The organism is Pseudomonas sp. 910_21 (assembly GCF_052850735.1).
Window position 1 is genome coordinate 963,635 of sequence record NZ_VXCY01000002.1, and the last position, 13,026, is coordinate 976,660.

Here is a 13,026-nt window from a genome sequence, read left to right on the forward strand (position 1 = left end):
AGGGGGCCTTGATGCCAGTGGAGGAGGCCTTGGAGCGCCTGTTGGCCATGGCCGAGGCGGCGCCCATTGTCGAGCGTGAACGGCTGCCGTTGGCCGCCACCGAAGGCCGGGTACTGGCTGAGGCGCTGGTATCCAGTCTGGATCTGCCGCCTTGGCCCAATAGCGCCATGGATGGATACGCCTTGCGCCTTGAGGACTGGAAGGGTGAGCCCTTGCCGGTCAGCCAGCGAGTTTTCGCCGGACAGTCCCCCGAACCCTTGCAGCCTGGAACCTGTGCCCGGATCTTCACTGGCGCTCCGCTGCCGGCGGGTGCGGATTGCGTCGAGATGCAGGAAAACGCCCAGGTTCAGGACGATCAGCGAGTACGTTTTACCGAGCCACTGAAGGTCGGCCAGAACATCCGCCCCCAGGGCCAGGAAACCACTGTGGGTGAGCAGGTCCTGACGGCCGGTACGCGCTTGGGGCCCATCGAGCAGGGCCTGGCGGCGTCCTTGGGATGTGCCGAGCTGGAGGTGCTGCGTCGAGTCCGGGTGGCGGTATTGTCCACCGGCGACGAACTGGTGGAGCCTGGCCGGCCTCTTGGTCCGGGGCAGATCTACAACAGCAATCGAGTGCTGCTGTGCAGTTGGTTGCAGCGTCTGGGTTGTGACGTGCTGGATGCGGGAATCCTCCCCGACGACCTGCCCGCGACCCGTCAGCGCCTGGCGGAGTTGGGGGATGTGGACCTGATCCTGTCCACCGGTGGGGTCTCGGTGGGGGAGGCGGACTTTCTCGGCATCGCCCTGCGGGAAGCCGGTGAGCTGGCCCTGTGGAAACTGGCGATCAAGCCTGGTAAACCCCTGACCTTCGGACACTTTCGTGGGGTACCGGTGATTGGCCTGCCGGGCAATCCGGCATCGACCCTGGTGACTTTCGCCCTGTTGGCGCGGCCTTATCTGTTGCGGCGCCAGGGCGTGCAGCAGGTGCAACCATTGAGCTTCCAGGTGCCGGCAGGTTTTGTCTGGCCCCAGCCTGGCAATCGTCGCGAATACTTGCGCGGACGCCTGGAGAATGGGCGGGCGATCATCTATCGCAACCAGAGTTCGGGCGTACTGCGTAGTGCGGCCTGGGCCGAAGGTTTGGTAGAGGTGCTGGAGGGGCGGACCCTGGAGGAAGGCGATTGGGTCAGCTTCATTCCCTTGAGTGAAGTGCTGGATTGAGCGGACCCGGGCCCGGTTCAGCACCGGGCCCGCACTCCGCGGTTCAGCGCAGTAGCAGTAACAGCAGCAGGCCGAAACGGCTGTGCAAACCCCAGGTCACCAGGCCGGCCAGTATCGAGGCCGTGAGCGTCAGCCAGGCCAGGCGCTTGAGTATCGATAACAGCCTGGAGTGAGTCGGGCAGGCCTCGGACGAGTGCGGCAAGTCGAAGTCCCGAGCCGGTGGGTCCGCCAGCCAGGAACTGCCCTTGATGCGATTGAGCGGTGATTGCCCTCGTGGATAAAACCCCTTGTCGTTCATGACCGTGCACTTCCCTGTGTAAGGCGTCAGCGCCTGGCATCCACAGTCACTGATTGGCTCTGCAGGGTCAATTCAGGCAATTCTCATTCTTCGGTCAGGAAATTCGCTTTAAAACTCGGACCTGCAGTTCACGCGTAGGGGCTGTCCCAGTAGCGCTTGTACATGCCGAGTCTTTTCTTCAGGCCCAGGGGCAGATAGCGTTCCTGCTGGCTGAGTTTGTAGGCGATCAGTTTCACCCCGTTGCGCAGCAGCGACCCCGGCCATTGCAGCAGGCGCCGCGGACCGAGGAACTGCAGCTCGGACTTGACGTAGCGCAGGCCCTCGCCGCCGGCACCGCCGAATGCCTGGCGAATCCAGGGCTCCCGGGCGTGGAACACGCCGATGTCGAAGTAGCGGCGAAACTCTTCCTTGAGGCTGTAGTTATGGGAGTGGCGGCAACAGGCTCGACCTTCGTAGGCAACCTTCCAGCCCGCCAGGAGCATCCTGGCGCCCACGTACATGTCCTCGGACAGGATCACATGCTTGGGAAAGCCGCCGACCTGCATCAGGGCCTCGCGCCGGTAGGCGGAGAAAGAGTTGGACATGAAGGCGGTCTTGATTCCCAGCGTCGGCACGTCAGCCAGGCTTTTCACCTGGGAGGTCGGCGGGTAGTTGAACAGCCGCGCGTGGGTGGCCAGGGGACTGGCATTCAAGTGTGGCAGCTGGCGACCGCACACCGCCCCCACTTGCGGGTCGGCGAAGGGCGCGACGATGCGGGCGATGCCCTCGGCATCCTCCAGGTAGGCGTCCTGGGTCATGAACACGTACACGTCGTAGTCGGCGTTGCGCTCTACCATCAGTTGCCGGGTGCCGCCATGGTTGAAGTCGCGGCTGTCGATGCGTAGCACGCTGGGGCCGCGTGCCAGCGCCAGCTCGTAGCTGCCGTCGCTGGAGCTGGAGTCGACGATCAGGGTATCGAACGCCGCGCTCTGGATGTCCAGGGAGTCCAGCAGCCGGGACAGGTCCTGACGGCCGTTGTAGGTCGGGATCACACAGGCCACGCGCAGTGTCGACATTGTCCATCCCTCCGGTTCAGATCAGGTTCGGGCGCCAGGGCCGCAGCCAGGCCGCGAGGGTCAGCAACAGCAGCAGGCCACAGGCGCTGCTCAATCCCAGTTGCCACCAGGTCGAGGTCAGCGGATGGAGGAACAGCGCGGCCAGTGCCATACCGCCGATACCGATCAGCCAATGGCTGCGCCAAGGCACCAGTCCCAGCAGTTGCTGGCGTCGCATCAGCAGCAACCCGGTGAGGATCACGCCGCAGATGGCCGCCAGGGCGATGCCGATCAAGCCGAAGAAGTACGGCAGCAAGGCCAGCAGCAAGGCGTTGAGCAGGCTGCCGGCGAGCTCGCAAGCCAGTGGCATGCGTGTATCCCCCGCTGCGTAGGCGTAGCGGGCCAGCAGCGCGTTCCAGGCGCCGAACATCAGCGGCACCGAAAACCATGCCAGCAGTTCCGGCAGGGGACTGCCGGCGGCCTGGCTGGGCAGCAGCAGATGAACCAGTGCCGCCGCTGCGCCGATCAACCCTACCACCGCCGGAATCGTCAACAGGGTGGCGCTGCTCAGGCCCTTGCGCAGCAGGCCCAGGCGCTGTTCGCCGGCGCTGCCGCTCATCAGTCCGAGCAGCACCTGGTTGAGGCTCATCAGGGCAATCAGCGGCAGGTTGATCAACTTGCGCGCCAGGTTGATCCAGGTGACCGCCCCTTCCCCCAGCAGCGATGCGGCCATGCGCTCCAGCAGGGCCAGGCCCTGGCTGGCCAGGTTGCTGCTCAGCAGTGGGCCGATCCGTTGCAGCAGTTCGCGACCGGCGCCGGGAGCGCCCTGAATCCGCCAGGGGCGCCAGCCATCCCGCAGCAGGCTCGGCAGCAGCACCGTGGGCATCAGCACGCTGCCCAGCACGCAGGCGCCCGCCAGCCCGACGGGGGTCGAGTCATGATGAAAGCTGGCCAGGTAGATCACCGGCGGCACGTTGAAAAGCAGCGAGCCCAGGCCGGCCAGGACGAAGCGCGATCGGGCTTGCAGCGGCACACAGAACAGGCTGTGCAGGACAAACCCCGGAGCGCACCAGGCCAGCCAGCGCAAGCCACCGCTGGCCAGGGCGTAGCCGTCGCTGCCCAGTCCGGGGCCGATCAGGCGGACCCACAACGGCGCGCCGAGGCTCAGGAGCGCAGCCAGTGACAGCCCGCACAGCAGCAGGCGCGGGGTCAGGGCACTGAGCCAGGCCTGCTGTTCCGGGGCCGAGCGTTGCTGATACAGGGGTAATGCGGCGGCGCTGAGCAGGCCTGCGGCCAGGGCCATGCGCAAGGCTTCGGGCAGGAACATCGCCACCAGGAATCCGTCGCTCTGCCCCCCGGCGCCCCAGGCCGCCACCAGCAGCCATTCCCGGGCAAAGCCGGCGGCCAGTCCGGTCAGCGTTGCCAGAGTCAGCCACAGCGTCGCGCCGAACATGGGCGTGGCCTAGTGGAACAAAGTGAACAGGCCTTTGCCGCCCACTTTGTAGTTGAGGTTGCGGCAGCGCTCGCCTTTGATGATCGCGTCCGGGCCACTGACGATGGCATAGGGCGGCACTGGCTTGGACACCACCGACTGCCCGCCGACCACCGCGCCCTCACCGATCTCGGCACCGAAGGACAGCAGGGCCCGGCTGGCGATCCAGGCGTAGTCATGGATATAGATCGGCCCGCCCACGGCCCAGAATTCCGGCTCCTTGAGGTCATGGCCGCCGGCGATGATCAGTACATGGGAGGCGATGGTCACATGGTCGCCGATGATCAGCCCGCCCCGGGCATCCAGCTGGCAGTGCCAGGCCACGGTGCTGTCCTGGCCGATGCGCAGGCTGTCGACCCCAAGCACCTCGGTGTTGCGCCAGACGGTGGAGCCCTTGCCGATCTTCGCGCCGCCCATGCGCAGCCAGAACAGACGCAGGGTGTGGCTGGGGATCTTGCAGATGAGGATGTTGTAGACCTGCTCCCAGACTCGCAGCATGCGGTCGCGCAGGGTCGGCCAGTTGATGCCATACATGGGGATCAATGCGCCTTTGAGCTCGCGGCCCAGCAAGGCATAGAAGCGCCGGGGCAAGGGCGGCTCGATCTTCGACTCGATGTTCAGGTAGCTGATGTAGGTCAGCACGTTGCCCTTGAGCGGTTGTTCGAACACCACGTCGTTTTCCAGCATCCACTGATAGGCCGCCTCCAGTTCCTCAAGGCTCACGCCCATCTTGTGCGCATATTCAGGCAGTGCCTGCTTCAGGTTCTGCGAGTGGAAAAGGCGATGTTTCATGGGCGGATTCCTGAGGGAAGGGAGTCTGAAGTAACCCGTGGCATGGGTACCCCGGCCTTGAGCCGCAAACGCCTGGCTTCATGCAGATTGAGGCCCAGCAGCAGCCAGAACAGAGCGATCAGCACCTGGGTAAAGCTGAAATAGTGGTCGAACAGGCCGCTGATCAGGGCGGCGCTGAGACCGGCGCCGCTGCCGAGCCAGAGAGCGTTGTCGCGGTTCAAGCGGACCTGCAGCCCGGTGCCGCGGGTTTCCCGCCACCAGCTCCAGATCACCGCGACGAATAGCAGCATGCCGGGTACGCCGATCTTGTAGATGAAGTTCAGCCACAGGTTGGAGATGCCCCACAGGCCAGTGCCCGGCACGGGAGGGTCGACCTTGAAGCCGATGCCGAAGGGGAACATCGCCATGGCCGCGGGGAAGTGCGAGTACTCGTCGACCCGCACGCTGGTACTGGCATCGTTGGAGGAGAACAGGGTCAGCAAGCGATCCTGCAGCGGTGGGTAGGACATCAGCAGCAAGGCGCCGAGGACCAAGCCGCCCATCAGCATGCGCCCGGTATAGGGCACGCGCTGACGGGCCATCCAGATCAGTACGATCAACAGACTCAGCAAGGCGCCCCGGGAGCCGGAAAGCAAGAGCCCGGCCGCTCCAAGCAGGGCCACGGCCAGCCCCAGGTTGCGCTGCCAGCCGCTGCGGGTCAGGCCGAAGCAGAAGGCCAGGGGCAGAAGCAGCGCCATGGCGCCGCCGGTGACGTTGGGGTGCATCCAGGGCGAGCCCATGCGATTGGCCAGGGCGCTGAGGCTGTCCCCCAGCACCTCGATACCGCCGTAGCCGAGCTTTTCCAGGATCGGGGTCATGGCGGTGGCGCTGCCGTTTTTCAGAAACATCGGAATCGACAGCAGCAGAAGCAACAGAGTGCCCAGCAGCAAGCCGCCGACCAACTGCTCCCGAGCCTTGGGTTCCTGCAGCAGGCGCCGTACCAGGAACAGCGCCGACAGGTTGAGCAGCCAGCGCACCCAGTTCACCGGCCCGTTGCCGTCGGCATGCACCGTCAGTTGACCGATGACAAACGGCAAGGCGCTGAAGGCCATCAGCGCCAGCAGCAGCTTTTCGGTGCGCAGCAGCCTGGGGGCAGGCGGCAGATTGGAGAGCAGGCTCTGCAGCAGAATACTGGCCCAGACCAATAGCAGCAGGGCTTCGGAGATCGTCGTGCGCAGGCCGATCTGTACCGTCGAGTAAGGCAGGAAAGTCGCCAGCACGGCGAACAGCAGCAGCCCGCGCATGGGCTGGCGGAGTACCGTCACCGCTGCCGCGATGCCGACCATCAGCACCAGTACCTTCAACGGTGGCAGCAGCCAGATCAGCACGCCGAAGACCAGGCTGAAGGTCAGCGCCACTGGCAGAGCGATGGGCATTACTTGAGTTCCTCGAGCAGTTCATCGAAGCGCTGGCGATAGGCGCTCTCGGCGTAACCGTCGGCCCAGGCCTTGAGTGTCTCGGGATCTTCCGTTGAGGCGCTGGCCAGTTGCACCATCAGCTGGCTCAAGGCGTTGCTGTCGGTGGGGGAGAAGCGCGGGCTGGTGGCCGGGGTGATTTCGTCCAGGGCCGAGCCGCTGGCCACCGCCACCGGGGTGCCGACGCTCAGGGCCTCGATCACCGGCAGCCCGAAGCCCTCGGCGTAGGAGGGCTGCCACAGTCGCAGAGCCTTGAGGTAGACGGCATGTAGCTGGCGGTCGCTGATATCGCTGAGAAAGTGCAGGCCATGCAGCGTTCGCAGCTCGCCGGGCAGGTGCTCCGGAGCGCCGATCAGCACCAGTTCGGGCACTTCGGGGGACTGCTGGCGGGCGGCCTGCCAGGCACCCACGAACCAGGGAATGTTCTTGCGCGGTTCGCGGGTGCCGACTGCCAGCCAGTAGCGCTCGGGAAGCTGCAGGTCGCTGATGTCAGCGGCTTCACCGTGAAAGCCGGTGACCAGATTGGGCAGTACCCGGACCTTGTCCCGGGCTCCCGGGAAGCGTTTCACCAATGCGTCGGCGGTGTACTGCGAAGGCGTCCAGATCCGATCCGCCTGCTTCACCGAATGAGCGATGGACAGCGCGTCGCTGAGCCCGTAGATCCGCTCCTTGAGCCGGGAACCGTGGCTGTTGCTCAGGGTCAGCTGGAACAGGTCATGCAGCTGCAGCACATAGCGCAGTTCCTGGGGTTTCTTGCCCAGGGGCAGGCCCATGTTGAAGTTGCAGATGTACAGCTCGATGCCAGCCTCCCGCAGCGCGCCGGGGAGAAAGCCGCCCTCGAAGCGCAGTCGCCCCGGCAGCCGATGGATCCCCTGCAAAGGCGCGCCCCAGCGGGGGCAGTGCACGCGACGGCGCAGGGGATGCTCCTCGGGGGCCACGCCGAACAATTGCAGGCTGACCTCGGGGTTGGCTCGCAGGGCCTCTTCCAGTGCCAGGTTCTGCCGGCCGATTCCAGTGTTGCTGTAGCCCGCGGCGGGGCGGTAATCCAGACCTATGCGCATACGGACACTTCTTCCTTGGCTGAGGGGAGTTGCTGGTAGACCGCTTCCAGTTGGGCGGCGGCAACGGTCCAGTCGTGTTCGGCCAACACGTAGCCGCGTCCGGCGTCGCCTATGCGTTGCAGGCGCTCGGGGTCGGCGAGGGCTTCGGCGAGGATCTGCGCCAGGGCGCCGGGGTCTTCGCTGCCCAGGTAGTGCCGGCCGTTTTCCACCTGCAACCCCGAGCTGCCCTGGGCTGTGGTGACCACCGGCAAGCCGGCGGCCATGGCTTCCAGCACCTTGAGCTTGGAGCCGCCGCCCTGGCGCAGGGGCGCGAAGAACAGCGTCGAGCGTCGTTGCAGGTCCCGCAGGTCGGGGACGAAGCCTTGCCACTCGATGCGCGGGTCTGGCCAACGCTGGCGAAAACTGTCCGGCAGGGCGTAGCCACAGATGGCGAAGCGTACGTCCGGGTTGAGCGCCCAGAGGCGCGGCAGGATCTCCTCCAGGGCCCATTCCACGGCATCCAGGTTGGGGCTGTATTCGTAGTTGCCGATAAACAGCAGGCGCTGGCTGGTCAGGTCCGGCTGGACTGAGGCGTAGTGTTCGCAGTCGACGCCATTGACCACCACTGCGGCAGGCTTGCCGCTGAGTCGGGCCAGGGTCAGGGCATCCTGTTCGGTGACTGCGATGACCTGGGTCGCCTGTTGGAACACCCGACGCTCCCAGCGTCGGTAGCGCCACTGGTCATACAGGGTGAAGGGTTTCGACCAGGCCGGCAGGCGGTCATAGCTGGCGGCGCCCAGGGCCGATTCGACATTGTGCTCGGTGAGGACGAAGTCCCGCTGCAGTTGCTGCAGCGGTTGTTCAAAGGGCTGGAAACTGTAGCTGTGCTCGATCTGGATCACGTCCCAGTGCTCGTCCAGCAGTTGGCGAAAGCGCTGTTGCAGCGGCCCCGCCAGGCCATTGATATCGGCCAGCATCGGATAGGGCGCGAACAGTACCGAGAACAGGGTCTTGAGGCTGCGCAAGGGGCGCCGGGGCAGCACGATCAGGCGTTCCAGCCAGGGCTCCAGGGCGGCGCGGGTGGCCTCGTCCAGCGGGGTTTTCGACTGCACCAGCAAAGTAATGCGATGACCTCGGGCCGCGAGGGCTCGCAGCAGGTGGTATTGCCGGGTCTTGCCGCCGCTGGTGGCGGGCCAGGGCAGGTAGGGCAGGGTCCAGAGGATCTTCATGTTCACCACACCAGGAGTTGCAGGCTGGTTTTCAACGGCACACTGAGGCCTTGCTGCCCGCTCAAGTCGGTGCGGGTTGCGGCCAGCGGGTCGTACAGGGCAGCAGCATTGAGCCCGGGGATCTGCAGGCTGGCGCCGCTGGCACTCCAGAACATCCAGACATGGGAGCCGTCGGGCCGGGTCCAGGCGATGCTGTACAGATCGCTCGGGGCATTGTTCAACTGCGGAGGGTCGGCCGGGGCCAGGCTGGGTCCGGTGACGTCGAAAAAGTGCTTGAGGGCGGCATACACCGGCTTGGGATCGCTCGCCAGGTCCACCAGGCCGTAGGACTGGTCACGGTTGCTGGCGCGGGCATCGAGGTCACTGAGGTTGAACAGGAAGATTCGCTGATAGTCCATGGTCGCCATCAGCGCCAGGCGTCGTAGTGTGTAGTCGGCCTGGCCATTGACGCCGATCATCGCCTGCATCTCGCGCTCGCCGCTGGTGTAGCTCGACCAGCCCCATTCGGTGGCCCAGACCTGTTGCACGCCCTGGCTGTGCAGGCCGCTATTGAGGAAGTTGCCGCGCACCAGGAAGTCCTTGGCCGTGGCGTCATCGCCTTCCGGATACTCGGAATAGGGGTGGTAGGCGGCGATCAGGTTTTCGTTACCCAGGCCCTGCTCCAGCAGGTCCTCGAGCATCAGTCCCGGGGTGTTGCGCATCTGGCTGTAATAGGCCATGCCGGCGGTGGCCACGGGCTTGCCGGGAATGGCCGAGCGGATTGCGCTGGTGGTGGTTTCGAGCAGGCGGTCGTAGGCAGCCGGGTCTTCCTTGGGCAGCCAGACGATGTTGGGCTCGTTCCACACTTGCCAGGTGTTCACCTGGGGATAGCGCTGGGCGAGCATGCGCATGCGCTGGGCGAAGACATTGAAGTCCTTGGGCGGGTACTGGTCGGAAGGGGCGGCGCCAGGGGGAATGTTGGCGGCGAAGGGGGCCGAGCCCACCATGTAGGCCAGGATGTTGTAGTGGCGGCTCTGCATGGCCGTCATCGCGCCATCCAGGGCGTTGAGTTGCAGGTCGTTCTCGCTGGGCTCGATCATTGCCCAGTGAATCGACAGGCGGACCCAGTTCAGGCCGAGGGCATCGAGACGGTCCATCTGTTTCTGATAGACGCTGGGAGAGAAGTACTGGAACTGGGCGTTGACCCCGAGAAAGTCCTTCCACACCACCGGCCGCGGTGCTCGCAGGTTATTGTCCGCCAGGGCCGGCCAGGCCAGGCAGGCCAGTACCAGCAGCAAGCTGCGCGATCTACGTAGCGTATACATGTGCAGCGCCTCCACAGGCATCCGTGAACACTCGGGCAAAGCGTTCGGCGGTATGGCTCCAGACCCGTCGGGCACCGATCACCCCGGCGTGTTCGGCCCAGCGCTCCACCCGCTCGGGGCTGGTGCACAAATGGCTGAGCTCGGCGGCCAGGGCCGCGACGTTGCCCTGGGGAAAGATCACACCGTTGTCCTGGGCCACTTCTTCGGCGAAGGAGCGGGCGTCGGAGGTGATGGCCCCGCGTCCGCATGCCACCGCCCAGGACAAGGCGCCGCTGGTGCCGCGCAACTTGCCCAGGACCTTCAGCTTGCTCGACTCCCGATAGGGCAGGACCATCACATGGTGGGCCTGGATCACCTTGGGGATATCCGTGGCCGGCAGGTCCAGCTGCCAATCGATGTTGTCCTGCAGGTTCAGGCGCTGGATGTGCTGGCGCAGTTGTTCGAGGTAGCTGCCGGCACTGCCGAAGGCCATTTCCGGCTCACTGCCGCCGGCCAGGGTCAGGCGCAGGCGCTGGCGCATCCCGGGTTGCTGGGCGAAGGCCATGGCCAGTGCGTCCAGCAGGTCCTCGATGCCCTTGCCGCGATAGATGAAACCGAAATACAGCAGCTTCAAGGGCGACAGCGGTGGCAGCGGCTGGGCGGGGATCGCCAGGTTGCCGTGGGGGATGACCACCATCTGCTCCGCTCGCAGCCCCATGCGCTGGCGCAGGCACTCGCCACCGGCGTGGGTCAGGGTAATGAGCCGGTTGAGGCTGCGGGCCAGTTGCTGTTCCTCGTACAGGCAGATCGGATCGGTCAGTACCGTGGCAATCTGCGGCAGGGGCGAGGGCAGCCGTGTCGCCAGTGACAGTGGCCAGGGCAGGCGGGCCCGACGCCAGACCAGGCGCTCGGGGTCGTGTACCGTGGCGCTCAACGGCAGGCTGGGAAAGCGCTGGCGCAAGGCCTTGAGGGCGTGAAACTCCGCCAGCCGGCCACCCCCCAGTTCGGCGTGGACCAGATCAATGCCCTGCCAGTCCGTTTGCGCCACACGTTCCACCGCCCGATCCGGATCGTTGCCCACTCCCGCCAGGGGCGTGCTGACCCGCAGTCCCAGGCCCTCCAAGGCGGCGCGCAGGTGTGCGGCGTAGTCGGCGATGCCGTTCTGTTCGGGAGGCATGGGAGCCAGCAGGGCGATATGCATCAGCTTGGACTCCTGATCCGCGCCATGAAATTCAGCACGTTCTCCGGGATGCCGAAGCGTCGACGGTTGATGATGATGCCGTCGACCCGCTTGAACGCGGTATTGAGGATCGACAGGGCGTTCTGCAGCACCGGCACTGTGGTGGTTTCGGCTTCGACGATCAGAGCGATCAGGTTGGCCTCCCGCAGGCTGACAAAGGCCTCCTGGTTGGAAAAGAAGCCGGAGGCTTCCAGCAGCACGATTTCCCCGGGAGCGGCCTTGGCCGGGCCGTTGACCCGGACCTGATGGCCGCGCTCCTGCAGCAGGTCCCGCAGGTGGCCGGTGACGAAACTCACCCCTTCGCCGTGGCGTGCCGAGGTCAGGCCGATCACCAGCCCCTGTTCCGCGACCCGCTCCAGGGGCAGTACGCCGTACAGCCGATAGAGGCTCGCGGTAAAGGCGCTGTTGCGTTGCGGCAGGTGGCTGTCCAGGTCCTGCAGGCTGCTCCAGACCTTGACCCCGAAGCGCTCTTCGATCTGGTCGCCGTCATGGATGCGCTGATCCAGCAGATAGAAGAAGTACAGCGCCAGCAGGCCCACGGCCAGACTCAGGGGAATGGCCGCCAGCAGCATGCTCAGGCTCTTGGGAAAGACCCGGCTGGGCTTGAAAGTGGCTTCTTCGATCACCGCGATATTGCTGATCTGGCTCTGGTCCAGTTCGCGGTCGATCCGCGCTTTCTCGGTGCTGTCGCTGTACAGCGCAAAGCTCTTTTCCGCCGCGCTGAGTTCGCGTTGCAGGCGTGCCAGTTCCGGCTCCAGGGCCAGGGCCTGGCGCCGGTCCTGTTCCAGCTTGAGCAACTGGGTCTGTTGCTGGGCGGCCTGGGTCTGCAGGCGGCTGAGGCTCGCCTGTTGATCAGCGAAGCTGTTCTGCAGGCGGGTATAGACCGGATTTGGCGCAAGGTTCTCGCTGCGCTGCACTGTGCTGTTTTCCGATTTCAGCAAGGCTTGCAGGTTGGCAATGGCGGTATCCATGGCCCGCACCGGCGGCGCACCTTCCTTGAAGGTGCGGAGCATTTCCTGGCGTTCGATCTGTTTGGCGTTGATCCGCTGCTGCAGATCCTGGCGATCGGGGTTGAGACTCATCTGGCGGCCGATGCTGATCTCTTTCTTCATGCTGTTGAGCTGTTTCTGGATGGTGTCCAGGCCGCTCTTGGTGGACGCCACCGCCCGGGTGGTATTGAGGTGCTCGCCCTTGAGGTTATTGAGGTTGCGCGAGATGTCGTTGAGGCGCTCGTCGATGCTCACCGCCCCCAGTTGGTTCAAGTAGTCGGCGATCTGCGTCTTGTAGCCGAGGATGCGCTGGTTGGTGCTGGCGCTTTCGGTTTCATAGAAGGCGTACAGGCTTTTGCGGCCGAGGGTTTGCGCACGCTCCTGCTGGTAATGCTCGATCCAGCTCTTGACCACCGTCTGGGCCACTTGCGGATCGTTCCAGGTGAAGCTCACTTCCATCACCGAAGAGCCTGTGGCGTGGGTCACGCTGAAGTTTTTCAGCATGCGTTCGGTCAGGCGTTCGACCGGAGTCTGCTTTTCCACAAGACCGACCAACTGCAGGGTGCCTCGCAGCAGATCAACCAGGCCTTCCAGCGCGCCTTTCACGGCATTCTTCACACTGCCCAGGAACCCGCCGGGCTGGGGCTGGCGGGACAGGTCGTCGAGGTACTGCTGCGCCACTTTGCGGGCAATGGGCTCGCCGGCGAGGATGCGCTCTTCATCGATGATCGGGTCGCGCTGGGCGCTGGGAACCACTACTGCCTGGCGGTCGGCAATCTCGATCGGCAGGGTGCTGGTGTCGCGTCCGGGCTTGACCAGCAGCAGGGCGGTGGATTCGAAGCGGTTGGGCAGCAAGAAAGCCCCCAGCACGATGATGATGAAGGTCACCAGAACGGTGATCTTGACCTCGCGCTTGAAGATGAAGAACAACCGCAGCAGATCGCGAAAGGAACGGATATTGATCATGAGTGCTGTC

At 65.0% G+C, this 13,026-nt stretch carries 11 protein-coding genes; 1 reads left to right on the forward strand and 10 read right to left on the reverse strand.

The window, feature by feature from the left end; all coding sequences use genetic code 11:
• Positions 1-11 precede the first annotated feature (11 nt).
• Complete coding sequence (locus FW796_RS09610; RefSeq protein ID WP_446439312.1) at positions 12-1,199, forward strand: molybdopterin molybdotransferase MoeA; 1,188 nt, start codon at positions 12-14, stop codon at positions 1,197-1,199.
• 43 nt (positions 1,200-1,242) lie between these two features.
• Here FW796_RS09610 and FW796_RS09615 read toward each other — a convergent pair whose 3' ends face one another.
• From FW796_RS09615 to FW796_RS09660, 10 genes are all read right to left on the reverse strand, one after another.
• Positions 1,243-1,497, reverse strand: a complete 255-nt coding sequence (locus FW796_RS09615; protein ID WP_346632143.1) for a hypothetical protein — start codon at positions 1,495-1,497, stop codon at positions 1,243-1,245.
• 128 nt (positions 1,498-1,625) lie between these two features.
• A complete protein-coding gene (locus FW796_RS09620) occupies positions 1,626-2,552 on the reverse strand; it encodes a glycosyltransferase family 2 protein (RefSeq protein WP_346632142.1) in 927 nt (308 codons plus the stop codon).
• Between the two features lie 16 nt (positions 2,553-2,568).
• Positions 2,569-3,984: a lipid II flippase MurJ gene (locus FW796_RS09625; protein WP_346632141.1), complete on the reverse strand. Its 1,416-nt coding sequence runs from the start codon at positions 3,982-3,984 to the stop codon at positions 2,569-2,571.
• A 9-nt stretch (positions 3,985-3,993) separates the two neighbouring features.
• Positions 3,994-4,815 carry an acyltransferase gene (locus tag FW796_RS09630; protein WP_446439279.1) on the reverse strand — a complete coding sequence of 274 codons (822 nt, stop codon included), beginning with the start codon at positions 4,813-4,815 and terminating at the stop codon, positions 3,994-3,996.
• Positions 4,812-6,230 (reverse strand): O-antigen ligase family protein, encoded by a 1,419-nt coding sequence (locus FW796_RS09635; RefSeq protein ID WP_446439280.1) that lies wholly within the window; start codon positions 6,228-6,230, stop codon positions 4,812-4,814. The genes FW796_RS09630 and FW796_RS09635 overlap by 4 nt, the downstream gene beginning before the upstream one ends.
• The gene (locus FW796_RS09640; RefSeq protein WP_346632138.1) at positions 6,230-7,330 is read right to left on the reverse strand and encodes a glycosyltransferase family 4 protein; all 1,101 of its coding nucleotides are present in this window, start codon (positions 7,328-7,330) and stop codon (positions 6,230-6,232) included. The genes FW796_RS09635 and FW796_RS09640 overlap by 1 nt, the downstream gene beginning before the upstream one ends.
• Complete coding sequence (locus FW796_RS09645) at positions 7,321-8,538, reverse strand: glycosyltransferase family 4 protein (RefSeq protein WP_346632137.1); 1,218 nt, start codon at positions 8,536-8,538, stop codon at positions 7,321-7,323. Before FW796_RS09645 ends, FW796_RS09640 begins: the two co-directional genes overlap by 10 nt.
• Positions 8,539-8,540: 2 nt before the next feature.
• Positions 8,541-9,842, reverse strand: a complete 1,302-nt coding sequence (locus tag FW796_RS09650) for a cellulase family glycosylhydrolase (RefSeq protein WP_346632136.1) — start codon at positions 9,840-9,842, stop codon at positions 8,541-8,543.
• Positions 9,826-11,022 carry a glycosyltransferase gene (locus FW796_RS09655; RefSeq protein ID WP_346632135.1) on the reverse strand — a complete coding sequence of 399 codons (1,197 nt, stop codon included), beginning with the start codon at positions 11,020-11,022 and terminating at the stop codon, positions 9,826-9,828. The genes FW796_RS09650 and FW796_RS09655 overlap by 17 nt, the downstream gene beginning before the upstream one ends.
• Positions 11,022-13,016 carry a GumC family protein gene (locus FW796_RS09660; RefSeq protein WP_346632134.1) on the reverse strand — a complete coding sequence of 665 codons (1,995 nt, stop codon included), beginning with the start codon at positions 13,014-13,016 and terminating at the stop codon, positions 11,022-11,024. Before FW796_RS09660 ends, FW796_RS09655 begins: the two co-directional genes overlap by 1 nt.
• Positions 13,017-13,026: the final 10 nt, after the last annotated feature.